This is a genomic window from Bradyrhizobium iriomotense, assembly GCF_018130765.1.
Classification (GTDB): domain Bacteria; phylum Pseudomonadota; class Alphaproteobacteria; order Rhizobiales; family Xanthobacteraceae; genus Bradyrhizobium; species Bradyrhizobium iriomotense_A.
Map to the genome: position 1 here is coordinate 37189 of NZ_JAFCJZ010000006.1, position 16475 is coordinate 53663.

At 65.9% G+C, this 16475-nt stretch carries 12 protein-coding genes; 8 read left to right on the top strand and 4 right to left on the bottom strand.

Annotated features, from left to right (window positions below):
- Positions 1-113: 113 nt before the first annotated feature.
- The 4 genes from hpaD to hpaH all read right to left on the bottom strand — a co-directional run bounded on the left by hpaD (position 114) and on the right by hpaH (position 3995).
- The gene (gene hpaD, locus JQ635_RS13005; protein ID WP_211410265.1) at positions 114-1097 is read right to left on the bottom strand and encodes a 3,4-dihydroxyphenylacetate 2,3-dioxygenase; all 984 of its coding nucleotides are present in this window, start codon (positions 1095-1097) and stop codon (positions 114-116) included.
- A 130-nt stretch (positions 1098-1227) separates the two neighbouring features.
- Positions 1228-2766 (bottom strand): 5-carboxymethyl-2-hydroxymuconate semialdehyde dehydrogenase, encoded by a 1539-nt coding sequence (gene hpaE / locus JQ635_RS13010; protein WP_211410266.1) that lies wholly within the window; start codon positions 2764-2766, stop codon positions 1228-1230.
- Positions 2759-3157: a 5-carboxymethyl-2-hydroxymuconate Delta-isomerase gene (locus JQ635_RS13015; RefSeq protein WP_211410267.1), complete on the bottom strand. Its 399-nt coding sequence runs from the start codon at positions 3155-3157 to the stop codon at positions 2759-2761. The genes hpaE and JQ635_RS13015 overlap by 8 nt, the downstream gene beginning before the upstream one ends.
- 31 nt (positions 3158-3188) lie before the next feature.
- Positions 3189-3995 carry a 2-oxo-hept-4-ene-1,7-dioate hydratase gene (gene hpaH, locus JQ635_RS13020; protein ID WP_211410268.1) on the bottom strand — a complete coding sequence of 269 codons (807 nt, stop codon included), beginning with the start codon at positions 3993-3995 and terminating at the stop codon, positions 3189-3191.
- Positions 3996-4106: 111 nt separating this feature from the next.
- Here hpaH and hpaR point away from each other — a divergent pair, with 111 nt between their 5' ends.
- From hpaR to JQ635_RS13060, 8 genes are all read left to right on the top strand, one after another.
- Positions 4107-4625 carry a homoprotocatechuate degradation operon regulator HpaR gene (hpaR, locus tag JQ635_RS13025; RefSeq protein ID WP_211410269.1) on the top strand — a complete coding sequence of 173 codons (519 nt, stop codon included), beginning with the start codon at positions 4107-4109 and terminating at the stop codon, positions 4623-4625.
- Between the two features lie 239 nt (positions 4626-4864).
- Positions 4865-5641 (top strand): HpcH/HpaI aldolase family protein, encoded by a 777-nt coding sequence (locus JQ635_RS13030; RefSeq protein ID WP_349631862.1) that lies wholly within the window; start codon positions 4865-4867, stop codon positions 5639-5641.
- Between the two features lie 183 nt (positions 5642-5824).
- The gene (locus JQ635_RS13035) at positions 5825-7348 is read left to right on the top strand and encodes a UxaA family hydrolase (protein WP_211410271.1); all 1524 of its coding nucleotides are present in this window, start codon (positions 5825-5827) and stop codon (positions 7346-7348) included.
- A 170-nt stretch (positions 7349-7518) separates the two neighbouring features.
- A complete protein-coding gene (locus JQ635_RS13040) occupies positions 7519-8040 on the top strand; it encodes a PAS domain-containing protein (RefSeq protein WP_211410272.1) in 522 nt (173 codons plus the stop codon).
- Positions 8018-9322, top strand: coding sequence for a methyl-accepting chemotaxis protein (locus JQ635_RS13045; RefSeq protein ID WP_211410273.1), 1305 nt, complete (start codon positions 8018-8020; stop codon positions 9320-9322). Before JQ635_RS13040 ends, JQ635_RS13045 begins: the two co-directional genes overlap by 23 nt.
- Before the next feature lie 362 nt (positions 9323-9684).
- Complete coding sequence (locus JQ635_RS13050; protein WP_211410274.1) at positions 9685-12954, top strand: DUF2126 domain-containing protein; 3270 nt, start codon at positions 9685-9687, stop codon at positions 12952-12954.
- A gap of 27 nt (positions 12955-12981) precedes the next feature.
- On the top strand, positions 12982-15495 hold the full coding sequence (locus tag JQ635_RS13055) for a circularly permuted type 2 ATP-grasp protein (RefSeq protein ID WP_211410275.1): 2514 nt from the start codon (positions 12982-12984) through the stop codon (positions 15493-15495).
- Entirely contained in the window at positions 15492-16370 is an 879-nt protein-coding gene (locus JQ635_RS13060) for a transglutaminase family protein (protein WP_211410276.1), read from the top strand. The genes JQ635_RS13055 and JQ635_RS13060 overlap by 4 nt, the downstream gene beginning before the upstream one ends.
- Positions 16371-16475: the final 105 nt, after the last annotated feature.

Consider the following 16475-nt stretch of genomic DNA (forward strand, 5'->3'; position numbering starts at 1 on the left):
TGCATTCGGTAGGTGTACCGAACGACCAGCTTTCGCCAAACCACTCCCTGTGGTTATGGGTCCCGGCCTTCGCCGGGACGACGGGTGGAGAGAGACTTCGAAACTCACCCGCATCAATCCGCCACCAGCACATCGGCCACGAACTTCGGCTCGCGCACGGCTTGCCCGCTGAACGGCGAGCCCTGCTCGAACCAGGAGCGCGGCGCCGGCGCGCCCCACAGCGTCTGGCGGCGCGGATCGCGCAGCGACCAGCGCAGCGGCTCGTGGTCGTGGTCGCCGGTAAAATAGTCGCTGGTGTAGAGCTCGAGGCGGTGTCCGTCGGGATCGCGCACGTAGAGGAAGAACGCGTTCGAGATGCCGTGGCGTCCCGGACCGCGCTCGATGTTCTTCACAAAGCCTTGCGAGGCCATGACGTCGCAGAGATGGATGATGTTCATCGCCGTCGGCGTCCAGTAGGCGAAATGGTGCAGCCGCGGGCCCTTGCCGTTGGTGATCGCAAAATCGTGGACGTTGCCCTTGCGATGCATCCAGGCCGCCGCGATGCGCCCGTTCGGTCCGTCCTCCTCGGCATATTCGGTGAGGCGGAAGCCGAGCCGGGCATAGAAGTCGACGGTGTCCTGCACCTCGGCGGCGAAGACGTTGAAATGGTCGAGCCGCTGCGGGTGGCAGCCCCTATAGAGGTCGTAGCGGCGGAGCAGATGCGGCCGCTTGTCCATCGCCGCATAGAGCTCGATCTGGAAGCCGAAGGGATCGGTGAATTGCAGCGTACGGCCCTGGAAGGGCTGATCGACGAAGGCGTAGGCGAGGCCGTTCTCGGAGAGGAACGCGGCAGCCTCGTCGAGATCTTTGTCGTTGCCGACCTTGAAGCCGAGCCTGTTACAGGCGGGCACGGCTGCCTTCCGCAGCACCAGCGAATGATGCTGGTGCTCCTCGGCGGCGCGCAGGTACACGACACTGTCGTCGGCATCCTCGACATGCAGGCCAACGGTGGTCTCGTAGAACTCGCGGCTCAGCTTCAGATCGGTGACGTCGAGCACGACGTGGCTGGAGCGGATGATGTTGAACGGCGGTTCGAAGACGTGTTGCGGTACGGGCATTGGCGTTTCCCCTCGAACTTGTCATTCCGGGGCGGCTCGAAGAGCCGAACCCGGAATCCATCGTGCAGCAGAGTTGGTGGATAAATGGATTCCGGGTTCGTGCTTCGCACGCCCCGGAACGACTGTTTCCCTAAATTCCCAGCTTCTGAATCTTGTGCGTGCCCCGCGCCAGCGAGACATGCTTGGTTTCCATGTAGAAGTCGAACGAGTAATCGCCGCCGTCGCGGCCGATGCCGGAGGCCTTCATGCCGCCGAACGGCGTCGGCAGATGGCGGACGTTTTCCGAGTTGAGCCAGATCATCCCGGCCTCCAGCGCGTCGGCAACGCGCAGAGCACGACCGACATCGTTGGTCCAGACATAGCCGGTGAGGCCATAACGGATGTCGTTGGCGATCGCGACGGCGTCCGCTTCGTCCTTGAAGGGCAGCACGGTGAGGAAGGGGCCGAACACCTCCTCCTGCGCCACCCGCATCTTGCCGTGCGCGCCGGTCACCAGCGTCGGCTCGACATAATGCCCGCCGCCCGGGCCGTCATAGGCCTTGCCGCCGACCGCGATCGTCGCGCCGTCCTGGCGCGCGACGTCGAAATAAGAGCAGACCTTTGCCAGGTGCCGCTCGTGGATCAGCGGGCCGATTTCGGTGGCGGGATCGAGGGGATGGCCAACCTTCAGCGCCTTCACGCGCGCGGTCAGCTTCTCCACGAATTTTTCCGCGATGCTCTGCTGGATCAGCAGGCGGCTGGATGACGTGCAGCGCTCGCCGTTGAGCGAGTAGATCATGAATACGACGGCGTCGAGCGCGCGGTCGAGATCGGCATCGTCGAACACGATCACGGGGTTCTTGCCGCCGAGCTCGAAATGCACGCGCTTCAGCGTGGGGGCGCCCTGGATCATGATGGCAGATCCCGTCGCGCTCTCGCCAACGAAGCCGATCGCCTTGATGGCGGGATGCTCGGTCAGGGCCTTGCCGGCCTCCTCGCCAAAGCCGTGCACGGTGTTGAGCACGCCGTCGGGCACGCCGGCTTCCTTGACGAGCCTTGCCAGAATGGAAGCCGTCACCGGCGACCACTCGGCCGGCTTGTGCACGACGGTGCAGCCGGCGGCCAGGGCAGGGGCGATCTTCCAGGTCGAGAGCATGAACGGCGTGTTCCACGGCGTGATCACGCCGACCGGGCCGATCGGCACGCGCGTCGAGATGTTCCAGTGCTCGTCGCTCGGCGTGTTGAGGCCGTCGCGTGCCTCCGCGCATTTGTCGGCGAAGAAGCGGAAGTTCTCGGCGGCGCGGATCGCGGCCTTGGCCATGAAGCGGTAGGCTTGTCCCGTGTCGATGCATTCGAGCACGGCGATGTCGTCGGCATTGTCCTCGATCGCATCGGCCACCCGATGCAGCAGCTTGCGCCGCATCGCCGGCCCCATGTCGCGCCAGGACTTGAACGCGAGCGAAGCGGCCGTTGCCGCGCGATCGATATCCTCCGCATTGCCGCGTGCGACGCTGGCGAGGACAGCGCCATCGACCGGCGACTTGGTCTCGAACGTCTCGCCCGATATCGACGGCACGATCTTGCCGTCGATCATGTGGCCGATGCCGTCGGCGCGCAGCGTTTTCAGCAGCGGCGCGACGCGGTCGCGGTTGGCCTGGAATACGTCGGCTTTCGGGGTGGGCTTATCCATGGGCGGCCTCCACCTTCAGGGCGTCGTGGATGTTGTTGCGCTTCCAGCTGGTGTCCTTGTCGTTGATCTGCATGTCGAACGACAAAGCGAATTTGCTGGCGGCGAAGACGGGATCGAGATGTTTCGAGAGTGCCTGGAAGACGTGCTCGCCGGCTTTCTGGCGCGTAGGAAGGTCGCGGCCCTCGCCGATGCGCAGCACCATGTCGAGGAAGCCGTAGTCCTGTCGCGCGTCCGCGATCGCATAATGCTCGCAGCGGATCGCGCGGACGCGGATGCCGCCGAGCGGGAAGATGCCGGTCTCGACCGCCGCCTTGCGCACGATCTCGCAGACCGCGCCGATGTCGAGGCGGCCATCGAGATTGGCCGAATATTCAATGGTGAAATGCGGCATCGCGGTTTCACTCCCTCTGTAGTCTTGTCGCTTAAGCGAAGTAGCAGCTCACCGAGCCGTAGACGCCATAATCGGCTTGAATTGTGTCGCCCCTGCGGGTCTCGATCGGACGGATGAAGGAGCCGGCAAGCACGACCTGCCCGGGCTCGAGCGCCAGCCCAAGCGGCGCGATCTTGTTCGCAAGCCACGCGACGGCTGTCGCGGGATGATTGAGCACGCCGGCGGCGAGACCCGTCTCTTCCAGCTGACCGTTCTTGAAACACAATGCGCCGATCCAGCGCAGATCGGCATCCAGCGGACGGATCGGCCGTCCCCCGAGCACGATGCCGGCATTCGCCGCATTGTCGGCGATGGTGTCAAAGATCTTGCGCGTCGCCTTGGTCTTGGGATCGACACGCTCGATCCGCGTATCCAAAATCTCCAGCGCCGGCACCACGAAGTCGGTGGCATTGAGCACGTCGAACATCGTGCAGTCGGGCCCTGTGAGGCGCTTGCTCATGACGAAGGCGAGCTCGGCCTCGACGCGCGTCGCGATGAAGCGCTCGGTCGGGACCAGACCGCCATCGGCGAAGAACATGTCGTCGAGCAGCACGCCGGAATCCGGCTCGTCGATATTGAGCGCGCTCTGCATCGCCTTCGAGGTCAGGCCGATCTTGTGGCCCTTGACGACGCGCCCCCCCGCGATCTTGACGTCGACCCAGGCCTTCTGAATCGCGTAGGCATCAGCGATGCTGATCTCGGGGAAATCCTGCGAGAGCTGTCGGATCTGCGTGCGGGTCTTCTCCGCCTGGTGCAGACGCCTCGCGCAAGCCTGGATATCGTCGTTGGAAAGCGCCATTCGTGATCTTACAAATCGTGGTGCCCGGAGATACTTAACATGTTAAGTGAATGCGTCAAACAGAATCTGAGTTTGCTGCACTGCAAACGTTTTGCAGTCTGAAAGGGCGTCATGAGCAAGAGACCGGCTGATCCCGCGAATGGAAGCGCACCTGCCGCCCGCCATGTGCCGATGCGCGACTTTTCGCGCTCGCTGCCGATGTCGCTGCTGCGGGCGCGTGAGGCTGTGATGCGGCAGTTCCGCCCCTCGCTGCGCGAACATGGCCTCACCGAGCAGCAATGGCGCATCCTGCGCGCGCTCGCCGCCATCGAGGCCGCCGAGGTCACGGAACTCGCGCGCACTGCGTTCCTCCTCGGGCCGAGCCTGTCGCGCATCCTGCGCGATCTCGAGGCGCGCAACCTGATCGAGCGCAAGACGGCGAAAGCGGACCAGCGCCGCAGCATGGTCTCGATCTCGAAGGAGGGCGTGAAGCTGATGGCCTCCGTGGCGCCGACCTCGGAGGCGATCTACGCCGAGATCACCAGCCGCTTCGGCGCCCGCAAGCTCGCCGAATTGCAGGAGATGCTCGGCGAACTCGAGCAGAGTCTCGCTGGCCTCGGCGCCGGCAACGAGGCAAGTGCCGAGGAGTGACAGCAGATATGCGCTCCCGCGCGGCAACTGTCATGGACATGGCCGCATTTTTTCGCTCAAAGTGCCGCCCAAGCCGATCGCTCGAAAGTCGGCGCCGGGACGGATGCCCCCCTTGCCGGATGACATCTTGCGTCATTGCGAGCGTAGCGCGGCGATCGGGTTCGCGGTAATAACGGCGTCGCCTTGTCGCGGCGCTCGTCATGGTGACGACAGTCCAAACAACAAAGAAGGAAGGCAACGTGGCGAACAAAGTCAAAGAGATCTGGAAGTCGGGCAAGGCCGTGGTCAATGCGTGGCTGGCAATTCCCTCCGGCTTCTCGGCCGAGATGGTCGCGCAATGCGGCTTCGACAGCGTCACGGTCGACATGCAGCACGGCGTGCAGGACTATCTCTCGATGGTTCAGTGCTTCCAGGCGATGGACAAGCACCCGGTGACCCCGATGGTGCGCGTGCCCTGGAACGAGCCCGGCATCATCGGCAAGGTGCTCGATGGCGGCGCCTATGGCGTGATCTGCCCGATGGTCAATACGCCGCAGGAAGCCCGGAACCTCGTCTCCTATTCCAAATATCCGCCGAAGGGCGTGCGCTCCAACGGCCCGATCCGCGCCGGCATGTACGGCACCGCCGGCTCCTACCAGAAGACGGCCAACGACGAGATCGTGCTGCTGCCGATGATGGAGACCCGGACCGCGGTCGAGAACATGGAAGCGATCCTCGATGTCGAAGGCATCGACGGCGTCTATATCGGTCCGTCCGATCTCGGCTTCTCCTACGGCCTCGAGCCCAAGCTCGACCGCAGCGAGCCCGAGATCCTCGCGATCTACGAGAAGATCATCAAGGAATGCGGCAAGCGCGACCTCAATCCCGGCATCCATTGCAGCGGCGCGGAAGGTGCCGCGCGCGCCATCAACATGGGCTTCAAGCTGGTGACGCTCTCGAACGAGGTCGGTCTGATGACCACCTATGCCAAGATGCAGGTCAACGCGACCCGCAAGGATTCGGCCGGCAAGGCCTAAGCACATCTCTCTCCCTCCCTCTCCCCGTTCTTACGGGGAGAGGGTTGGGGTGAGGGGCCTCTCTCAACACGAACCAATCTAACGATCGAACGCGCGGCTTGCCCCTCACCCGGATCGCTGCGCGATCCGACCTCTCCCCGTAAGAACGGGGAGAGGTGAAGTAAGAGACCCAAGGAGACTCCCATGACCATCAGCCCCGTCATCCGCCTGCATCCCGATGATGGCGTGGTGATCGCGCGCGCGAGCCTGCCGCCGGGAACGGTGGTGGCCGACGGCGTGACCACGGTCGACCGCATTCCCTCCGGCCACAAGATCGCGATCAAGCCGATCGCCGTCGGTGAGCCGGTGATCCGCTATGGCCAGATCATCGGCTTTGCGACCATTCCGATCGCGCCGGGCCAGCACGTGCACGTGCAGAATTGCGGCATGGGCGACTTCGCCAAGGACTACGCCTATTGCGCCGACGTCAAGCCGACGCCGAACTTCGATCTGCCCGCGACGTTCGAAGGCATCCGCCGCCCGGACGGCCGCGTCGCCACGCGCAACTATATCGGCATCCTCACCTCGGTGAATTGCAGCGCGCATGTCGCAAGCCTCGTCGCCGACGTCTTCAAGAAGAATCCCTTCACCGGCGACAATCCGCTGGCCGATTTCCCCAACGTCGACGGCGTGGTCGCGCTGACCCACAAGACCGGCTGCGGCATGACGCAGAACGAGCCGCTGGCCTTGCTTCGCCGCACGCTCGGCGGCTATGCGCGGCACGTCAATTTCTCCCACGTCATCGTGCTCGGCCTCGGCTGCGAGGTGAACCAGATCGGCGGCCTGATGGAAGAGCAGAAGCTCGCCGGCCGCCTGCGCGCAATGGACATCCAGGAGGTCGGCGGCACCCGCAAGACGGTCGAAGCAGGCATCGCCTTCGTGCGCGAGGCGCTCGCCGATGCCAACAAGGTCAAGCGCGAGACGGTGCCGGCGAGCGAATTGACCGTGGCGCTGCAATGTGGCGGCTCCGACGGCTATTCCGGCGTCTCGGCCAATCCTGCGCTGGGCGCCGCCAGCGATCTCGTCGTCCGTCACGGCGGCACCGTGATCCTGTCGGAGACGCCGGAGACCTATGGCGCCGAGCATCTCTTGACCCGCCGCGCCGTCAGCCGCGAGGTTGGTGAGAAGCTGGTCGACCTCATGCGCTGGTGGGACGAGTACACCGAGCGCGAAGGCGCCGAGATGAACGCCAATCCGAGCCCGGGCAACAAGGCCGGCGGTCTCACCACCATCCTGGAGAAGTCGCTCGGCGCGATGGCCAAGGCCGGCACCACCAACCTCGTCGAGGTGCTGCGCTACGCCGAGCCGGTGACCAAGCGCGGCTTCGTGTTCATGGACACGCCCGGTTACGACCCCGTCGCGGCGACCGGGCAGGTCGCCGGCGGCGCCAACCTCGTGTGCTTCACCACGGGCCGCGGCAGCGTGTTCGGCTGCAAGCCCGCGCCCTCGATCAAGCTCGCCACCAACACGCCCATGTACAAGCGCATGGAAGAGGACATGGACGTCAATTGCGGCACCATCCTCGAGGGCGAGGAGAGCGTCGAGCAATGCGGCCAGCGCATCTTCGATCTCATCCTCAAGACCGCCTCGGGCCAGTCGACCAAGAGCGAAAGCTTCGATTTCGGCGGCGCCGAGTTCGCACCCTGGGTGCTGGGCGCGACGATGTAACGGTGCTGATGCACCTCGCTGCAGGACGCGGACACCTACGTAGTCATACGTAGGTGTCATATGACCGCGGGAGTCCCCGCGGTCACTCGGGATTAACATTTCGTACCGTAATCGTGAGTTGATGCGGGCTACCCTTCGAGGGCGCTGCCCTTCGACAGGATTCGTCAACGATGACGCGTGCGATACGGCCAACTGGCGTGGAAAACCTCCTTGGCGAAGAGGAGCTGATCGTGTCCAAGACCGATCTCAAGGGCCGCATCACCTACGCCAACGACGTCTTCATCCGCATGGCGAAATACTCCTACGCCGAGCTGATGGGCGCGCCCCACAGCCTGATCCGCCATCCCGACATGCCGCGCGCCGTCTTCAAGCTGCTCTGGGATACGCTGCAGTCCAAGCAGGAGATCTTCGCCTACGTCGTCAATCTGGCGAAGGACGGCAGCCATTACTGGGTGTTCGCCCACGTCACGCCGACGTTCGACGAACGCGGCAACATCGTCGGCTATCACTCCAACCGTCGCAAGCCCGACCCGGCGCAGATCGAGCGCATCAAGCCGATCTACAAGACGCTGTGCGCGGAAGAAGCGCGGCATGCCAATGCCAAGGACGGCATGCATGCGAGCTTCGAGGCCATGGTCGGGCTGCTCAAGCAACAGGGTGTCGGTTACGATGAATTTGTGCTCTCTCTCTAAGGCGCAGGGAGCGACCGCGCTCGCGTGTGGTCTTGCCGTCGTTGCATTCGTTCTCTCGCTTCTCGGTGTGACCGGTATAGCCAGCGCCCTTTTGCTCGGCACGACGGTCGTGCTGCTCGGCTATGCCGCCTGGTGCCAGCATCGCACGGCGGTGGCCGTCGATGAGGTCGCCGACGTCTGCCGCATGGCGGCGCATGGCGATCTCGAGGCGCGCATCCTCAGTGAGCGGCAGGCCGGGCGGATCGGAGCGATCCAGAAATCCGTCAACGACATGCTCGACATCACCGATGCCTTCCAGCGCGAAGCTTCCGCATCGATGGAGTATGCCAGCCGCGGCAAGTATTTCCGCAAGATCCTCGCGCGCGGGCTGCCCGGCTCGTTCCGCCGTTCGGCCACCGTCATCAATTCCGGCACCGACAGTTTGGGGCGCCGTGTGGTTGAGGTCGCCAGCCTAGCAAAGCAGTTCGGCACGCATCTCGACCAGGTTGCCGGCACGCTGATGACCGCCGCCACCGACCTCGAATCCGACGCCGGCCAGATGGCATCGGCGGCCGAGAAGACCAGCCGGCAGACCTCCGGCGTGCTCAGCGCGTCCGACCAGGCCTCGCGCAACGTCGCCACCGTCGCCAGCGCTGCGGAGCAACTCGCATCGTCGATCGCCGAGATCAGCCGCCAGGTGGCCGGCTCGACCACGAGCACGGGACGGGCGGTGAACGAAGCCAATCGCGCCGGCAGCGAGATCCGTAACCTGGCGGACGCGGCCATGCGGATCGGCGACGTCGTCAAGCTGATCAGCGAGATCGCCTCGCAGACCAACCTGCTCGCGCTCAACGCCACCATCGAGGCGGCGCGGGCGGGGGACGCCGGCCGCGGCTTTGCGGTGGTGGCCTCCGAGGTCAAGAGCCTTGCCAACCAGACCGCGAAGGCCACTGAAGAGATCAGTGCCAAGGTCGGCGAGATGCAGCAATCGACCACCAATTCGGTCGCGGCCGTCGAGGCCATCGCGCAGACCATCGCCGAGATCAACGGCATCACCGCCTCGATCGCGACCTCGATCGAGCAGCAGGGTCTTGCCACCCGCGAGATCGCCCACAACGTCCAGGAAGCCTCGGCCGGCACCTCGCAGGTCTCCTCCAACGTCACAGGCATCAGCGATGCCGCGGCCGACACCGGCCGCGTCGCCAGCCGCGTCAACAGCGCCTCCGAGCGCGTCCACGGCGAAGTCGAGACTCTCCGCCGCGAGGTGACGCAGTTCTTGCAGCGGCTGACCTCGGCGGCGTAACGCTGCGCCACCCACCGCCGTCGTCCCGGACAAGCGCGCCCCAAGGCGCGCGCCGATCCGGGACCCATAACCACCGGCGGTGGTTGGGTGCGAGCTGACAATTGCCAGCCTTCGTCAAACGACTTCCTGTGGTTATGGGTCCCGGATCCGCGCTCCGCTCCGGGCAACGCTGCGCGTAGCCGGGAGCTCTGCTCGTCCGGGACGACGTGTGGGGAAAGAGCGGCGGAGCCATAATCTCCGTCATCGTCCCGACAAAGCCGGGATCACGGGATACTTCCTAGGCACCCTCTGCCCGTTGTTAGTGCTTGATCGCATTGACGTCAGGTGTTCTGCTCAAAAAAGCTGCTGGAGCACCGCACCCCGTGTCGATCTACGTCGCATTACACCACGTCACGCACTACAAATACGACCGCCCGATCGATCTTGGCCCGCAGACCATCCGCCTGCGGCCGGCGCCGCACACGCGCACGCCGGTCCTGAGCTATTCGCTCAAGGTCACGCCATCAAATCACTTCGTGAACTGGCAGCAGGACCCGCAAGGCAACTGGCTCGCCCGCTACGTCTTTCCGGAGAAGACCACCGAGCTGAAATTCGAGGTCGACTTCACGGCGCAGATGACCACGGTCAACCCGTTCGACTTCTTCGTCGAGCCCTATGCCGACAGCTTTCCGTTCGACTATCCGAAGGACCTGAAGACGGAGCTTGCGCCCTATCTCGAGACGATCAAGCCCGACCGCCTGTTCGCGAAATTTCTCGACACGATCCCGCATGAAGCCCCGAACACCGTCAACTTCCTGGTCGATCTCAATCGCGAGCTTCAGAAGCACGTCCGCTACATCATCCGCATGGAGCCCGGCGTCCAGACGCCGGAGGAGACACTCTCCTCCGGCGCCGGCTCATGCCGCGACTCCGCCTGGCTCCTGATCCAGACGCTGCGTCATCTCGGGCTCGCCGCCCGTTTCGTCTCCGGCTACCTGATCCAGATCCGTCCCGACATCGATCCGATCGAGGGGCCGCCCGAGGTCGAGAACGATTTTACGGATCTGCACGCCTGGGCCGAGGTCTACCTTCCGGGCGCGGGCTGGATCGGGTTCGACGCGACCTCCGGCATGCTGGCGGGCGAGGGGCACATCCCGGTCGCGGCCACGCCGCATTATCGCTCGGCCGCGCCGATCTCAGGCGGTGCCGGCTTTGCCGAGGTCGAGTTCGCCTTCGACATGAGCGTCAAGCGCATCCGCGAGGCGCCGCGCATCACAAAGCCGTTCTCCGATGAATCCTGGGCGCGGCTCAACGATCTCGGCGAGCAGGTCGACGGCGATCTCGCCGCGCAGGACGTGCGGCTCACCATGGGCGGCGAGCCGACCTTCGTCTCGGTCGACGATCTCGAGGCAGGCGAGTGGAACACGGAGGCCGTTGGCCCCACCAAGCGCACGCTCGCCGACGATCTGATCCGCCGCCTGCGCACGCGCTTTGCACCCGGCGGCCTTCTGCATTACGGTCAGGGCAAATGGTATCCGGGCGAGAGCCTGCCGCGCTGGGCCTTCGGCCTCTACTGGCGCAAGGACGGCTTGCCGATCTGGAAGAACGCCGACCTCATCGCCAAGATCGAAAATCCGCGGCGGCCCGAGGTCAGGGATGCCGAGGCCTTCATGGAAGGCACCGCCGCGCGGCTCGGCCTCGACCACGGCTACATCATGCCGGCCTATGAAGACCCGGCCTATTGGCTGCAGAAGGAAGCCGAGCTTCCGATCAACGTCGATCCCTCCGATTCCAAACTGTCCGATCCCGAGGCGCGCGCCCGGATGGCGCGGGTGTTCGACGAGGGCCTGAACACGCCGCGCGGCTTCGTGCTGCCGATCCAGCGCTGGAATGCGCCGCCGCGCTGGCGCAGCGAACGCTGGCCGCTCCGGCGCAATCATCTGTTTTTGATGCCGGGCGATTCACCGCTCGGCCTGCGTTTGCCGATCGGCTCGCTCGGCTACGTGCCGCCCAATCAATATCCCTACATCATCGAGCAGGACCCGATGGAGGCGCGCGGCAAGCTGCCGGTGTTCACGCCCCCGGCGCGCCCGAAATCGCCGCCTCGGGAAGCGCCCGAGAAGCTCAACACGTCGGTCCCCGTCCGGACCGCGATGTCGATCGAAATCCGCGACGGCGTGATCTGCGCGTTCATGCCGCCGGTCGAGCGTATCGAGGATTATCTCGAGCTGGTCGCGGCGCTCGAAGCCACGGCCGAGGAGATGCAGCTCCAGGTCCATGTCGAAGGCTATCCGCCGCCGTTCGATCCGCGCATCGAGGTCATCAAGGTGACGCCCGATCCTGGAGTCATCGAGATCAACATCCAGCCGGCCAGGAGCTGGCGCGATGCCGTCGAGATCACCTCCGGCCTCTATGAGGACGCGGCGAAAGTGCGCCTCGGCGCCAACCGTTTTCTGGTCGACGGCCGCCACACCGGTACCGGCGGCGGCAACCACGTCGTGGTCGGCGGCTCCTCACCGCAGGACTCGCCGTTCCTGCGCCGGCCCGATCTGCTCAAGAGTCTGGTCTTGTACTGGCAGCGGCATCCCTCGCTGTCCTACTTCTTCTCCGGCCTGTTCATCGGCCCGACCAGCCAGGCGCCGCGCATCGACGAGGCCCGTCACGACAGCATCTATGAGCTCGAGATCGCGCTCTCGCACGTGCCGCCGCCCGGCTACCAGACACCGCTGTGGCTGGTGGACCGGCTGTTCCGGCATCTGCTCGTCGATATCACCGGCAATACCCACCGCGCCGAGATTTGCATCGACAAGCTCTATTCGCCGGAGGGACCGACCGGACGTCTCGGCCTCGTCGAATTCCGCGCGCTCGAAATGCCGCCGGATCCGCGCATGTCGCTGGCGCAGCAGCTCCTGATCCGCGCGCTGATCGCGAAGATGTGGCGCGAGCCGCAACAGGGCAAGTTCGTGCGCTGGGGCACCGCGCTGCACGACCGCTTCATGCTGCCGCATTTCATCTGGGAAGACTTTCTCGACGTGCTCACCGAGCTCAAGCAGTTCGGCTATCCGTTCGAGCCGGAATGGTATCTGGCCCAGCTGGAATTCCGTTTCCCCGCTTTCGGCCGCGTCCATCATGGCGGGGTGACGCTGGAGCTGCGGCAGGCGCTGGAGCCGTGGCACGTGCTGGGCGAGGAGGGCTCGGCGGGCGGCACCGTGCGCTATGTCGACTCGTCGGTCGAACGGCTCCAGGTCAAGGCGGAAGGCTTCGTCGAGGGCCGTCACGTCGTCACCTGCAACGGCCGGCGCCTGCCGATGACCTCGACCGGCCGCTCGGCCGAGGCGGTGGCCGGCGTCCGCTTCAAGGCCTGGCAGCCGGCCTCCGGCCTGCACCCGACCATCCCCGTCCACGCGCCCTTGACCTTCGACCTGATCGACACCTGGAACGGCCGCTCGCTCGGCGGCTGCGTCTATCACGTTGCCCATCCCGGCGGGCGCAACTATGACACCAAGCCGGTCAACACCTACGAGGCCGAGGCGCGGCGGTTGGCGCGCTTCCAGGACCACGGCCATACCCCGGGTCCGATGCAGCCGCCACCCGAGGAACGCACAAATGAATTTCCGCTGACCCTCGACTTGCGGACCCCGCTCCTGCAATGAGTATGATGGTGGGAGAGGGAAAGGCCCATGGGCGAGGGCGCAGCCGAAGACAACGACCAGGCGGGCAGGGCACTAGCCCAGCAGCGGATCGCGCAATGGGTCCGCGACTATAGCCGCCTGCCCGGCATCCCCGACGAGTTCCTTGGGCCCGACGGTGCCCCGCGCGCGGTCTGGAGCCGCTTCTTCGACGCCTTCGGCGCGCTCGCGCCCGACGAGATCGAGCGGCGCTTCGGCATGGCCGACCGTCACCTCCGCGAGGCCGGCGTCACCTACCGCGCCCCCGGCGACAGCGCCGACCGGCCGTGGTCGTTGAGCCATCTGCCGCTGCTGATCGACGAGGCCGACTGGCAGCAGCTCTGCGCCGGCATCACCCAGCGCGCCGAGCTGCTCGAACTGGTGCTGCGCGACATCTATGGCGAGGGTCGGCTGGTCGCCGAAGGCGCGCTGCCCGCGGCCGCGATCGCCGGAAGCCCCGAATATCTCCGTCCCGTCTGCGGCGTGCCGCCGCCCGGCGGGCGCTACCTCTCGATCTATGCCGCCGATGTCGGCCGCGGTCCCGACGGCCGCTGGTGGGTGCTCGGCGACCGCACCCAGGCGCCCTCGGGCGCGGGCTATGCGCTGGAAAATCGCCTCGTGCTCTCGCGCGCCTTCTCCGATCTCTACAAGTCCATGAACGTGCCGCGCGTCGCGCCGTTCTTCGAGGCGTTCCGCGACAGTCTGCGCGCGCGCGCCGATCGTGACGAGCCGCGCATCGGCGTGCTGACGCCAGGCAGCTTCAGCGAGACCTATTTCGAGCATGCTACGCTGGCGCGCTATCTCGGCTTCCTCCTGGTCGAGGGCGACGATCTCGCCGTCAGCGACAATCGCGTCCACATCCGCACCGTCGCCGGCCTGAAGCGGCTCGATGTGCTCTTGCGCCGTGTCGATTCCAACTCGCTCGATCCGCTCGAGCTCGATGCCTCCTCGCGGCTGGGGGTGCCTGGCCTGATCGACGTGCTGCGCAAGGACGGCGTCGTCGTCGCCAACATGCCGGGCTCCGGCGTCTTGGAGGCGCGGGCGCTGCTCGGCTTCCTGCCGGCACTGAGTCGCCGCCTGCTCGGCGAAGAGCTGAAGATGCCGCACATTGCGACCTGGTGGTGCGGCCAGCGCAGCGCGCGCGACGAAGTGCTGTCGCGGCTCGACGAGGTCGCGATCGAGGGCGCCTATCGCCGCGGCGTGCCCGGCTTCGACAGCAATGGCCCGGTGCTCGCGAGCGAGCTCGACGCATCCGGACGTCAGCGCCTGATCGACGCCATCAGCGCGCGCGGCATGGACTATGTCGGCCAGGAGGTGGTGCGGCTGTCGACCATGCCGGTGTGGGAGCATGGCCAGATCACGCCGCGTCCCTTCGTGCTGCGCGTGTTCGCGGCTGCGACGCCCGACGGCTGGGTCATCATGCCCGGCGGCTTCTGCCGGATCGCAGAGCAAGCCGATGCGCGCGCGGTGTCGATGGGCGACGGCGCCCGCGCCGCCGACGTCTGGGTCGTCTCCGACAAGCAGGTCTCGACCGCGACGCTCTTGCCGGCGACCGACAAGGTCCGCATCCGCCGCATCGCCGGCGTGCTGCCGAGCCGCGCCGCGGACAATTTGTTCTGGCTCGGCCGCTATCTCGAACGCGCCGAGGCGACACTGCGCCTCGTGCGCGCGCTGGGTTCGCCCAGCGGCCCCAACAAAGGCACCGCGGCCTCGCTGCAATCGGCCGAACGCATCCAGCGCCTGCTGGTGGCCTGGGGTGCGATCTCGCAGACCTCGCGCGCGGCACCCGGGCGCATCGTCGCCGAAGCGTTGCAGAGTCCGGAACGCTTCGGCTCGGCACTGTCGCTGGTGCGCGCGGCCCAGCGCACCGCGACGTCCTTGCGCGAGCGCTTGTCGCCGGACGCCTGGCAGGTCATCACCGAGATGGCCGAACGGCTCGCTTACGAGGTCGAGGACGACGACAGCGTGCTCAGCGCCGCCGAGCTGACCCTGCAGGAGCTGGCAAGCTTCGCGGGCCTTGCGCAGGAGAACATGAACCGCGCCGCCGGCTGGCGCTTCCTTGATATCGGCCGCCGCACCGAGCGCGCCATCAACACCACGCGCTTTGCACGTCAATTTGCATATGACGAGGCCGGCGACGAGGATCTCGACATCCTGCTGACGCTGGTGGATTCCCAGATCACCTACCGCTCGCGCTATTTGCTGGCGCCGATCCTGGCTCCGGTGCGCGACCTCGCGGTGCTCGACGGCTTCAATCCGCGTTCGGTGGCGTTCCAGGTGGCGACGCTGAACGAGCATATCGCGGCGTTGCCGAGCCTGAAGGAGCACGGCCTGATCGAGCAGCCGCAGCGGCTTGCGGTGGCGGTGCAGGCCATGCTGGCGACGGCCGAGGCCGAGAAGCTCGAGGTCAAGACGCTGTTCGCGCTGGAGCAGGATCTGCTTAGCCTCGCCGAGGCGATCGGGCTGCATTATTTCCCGCACGGCCCGAACGCCAGCCGCCCGGAAAAGCTGACGGGGCTGGCGTGATCTACGACATCCGTCACGTCACGACCTACGAATACGAAAGTCCGGTCAGCTTCGCCCGCTGTACGCTGCGGCTGGAGCCCAGAAGCGGCAACGGCCAGGAATTGATCTCGCACCAGGTCGAGATCCGTCCGCGCCCCTCCGAGCGTAACGTTCGTCGCGACTTCTTCGGCACGCTGACCGAGAGTGTGGTGATCGAGGCCGCGCATCGCAATCTGCGCATCGACTCGCGCTCGCGGGTTTCTATCTCGCGCCGGCCGCCGGCGCGCGATGCCTCCAGTCCGACCTGGGAGAGCATTCGCGACTTCGCGTTTGAGGCGACCAGCCTCGGGCCGTCTTCACCGGTCGGCTATGTCTTCGCCAGCCCGCTGGTGCCGGTGCTGCGCCCGGTCAGCGCCTACGCGGCGGAAAGCTTTCCGCCCGGCGAGGGCATCCTCAAGGGCGCGGTCGATCTCATGCATCGCATTCGCAACCAGTTTCGCTACGACCCCAAGGCCACCGTGATCTCGACGCCGCTGAACGAGGTCTTCGACAAGCGCCATGGCGTCTGCCAGGACTTTGCCCATGTGATGATCGCAGGCCTGCGTGGGCTCGGTCTGCCAGCGGCCTATGTCAGCGGTTACTTGCGTACCATCCCGCCGCCGGGCCAGCCGCGCCTGCAGGGCGCCGACGCCACCCATGCCTGGGTCTCGCTGTGGTGCGGGACGGAGCTGGGCTGGGTCGATTTTGACCCGACCAACGACCTTCTGGTCGCGAACGACCATATCGTGCTCGCGGTGGCACGCGACTTCTCCGACGTCTCGCCGGTCGACGGCATCATCGTCGGTTCGCCAAAGCAGAAGCTTGGCGTCGCCGTCGACGTGCTGCTGGTGGAGTGACGGCGGCCTCCCGTCCCGGCCGCGAAGACGATGCAGGCGCATGCGCCAGGCTGCGGTCCATTGCGCCGGCCTGTCGTCCGCGTCCGATAAAGCGAATTTGATTTC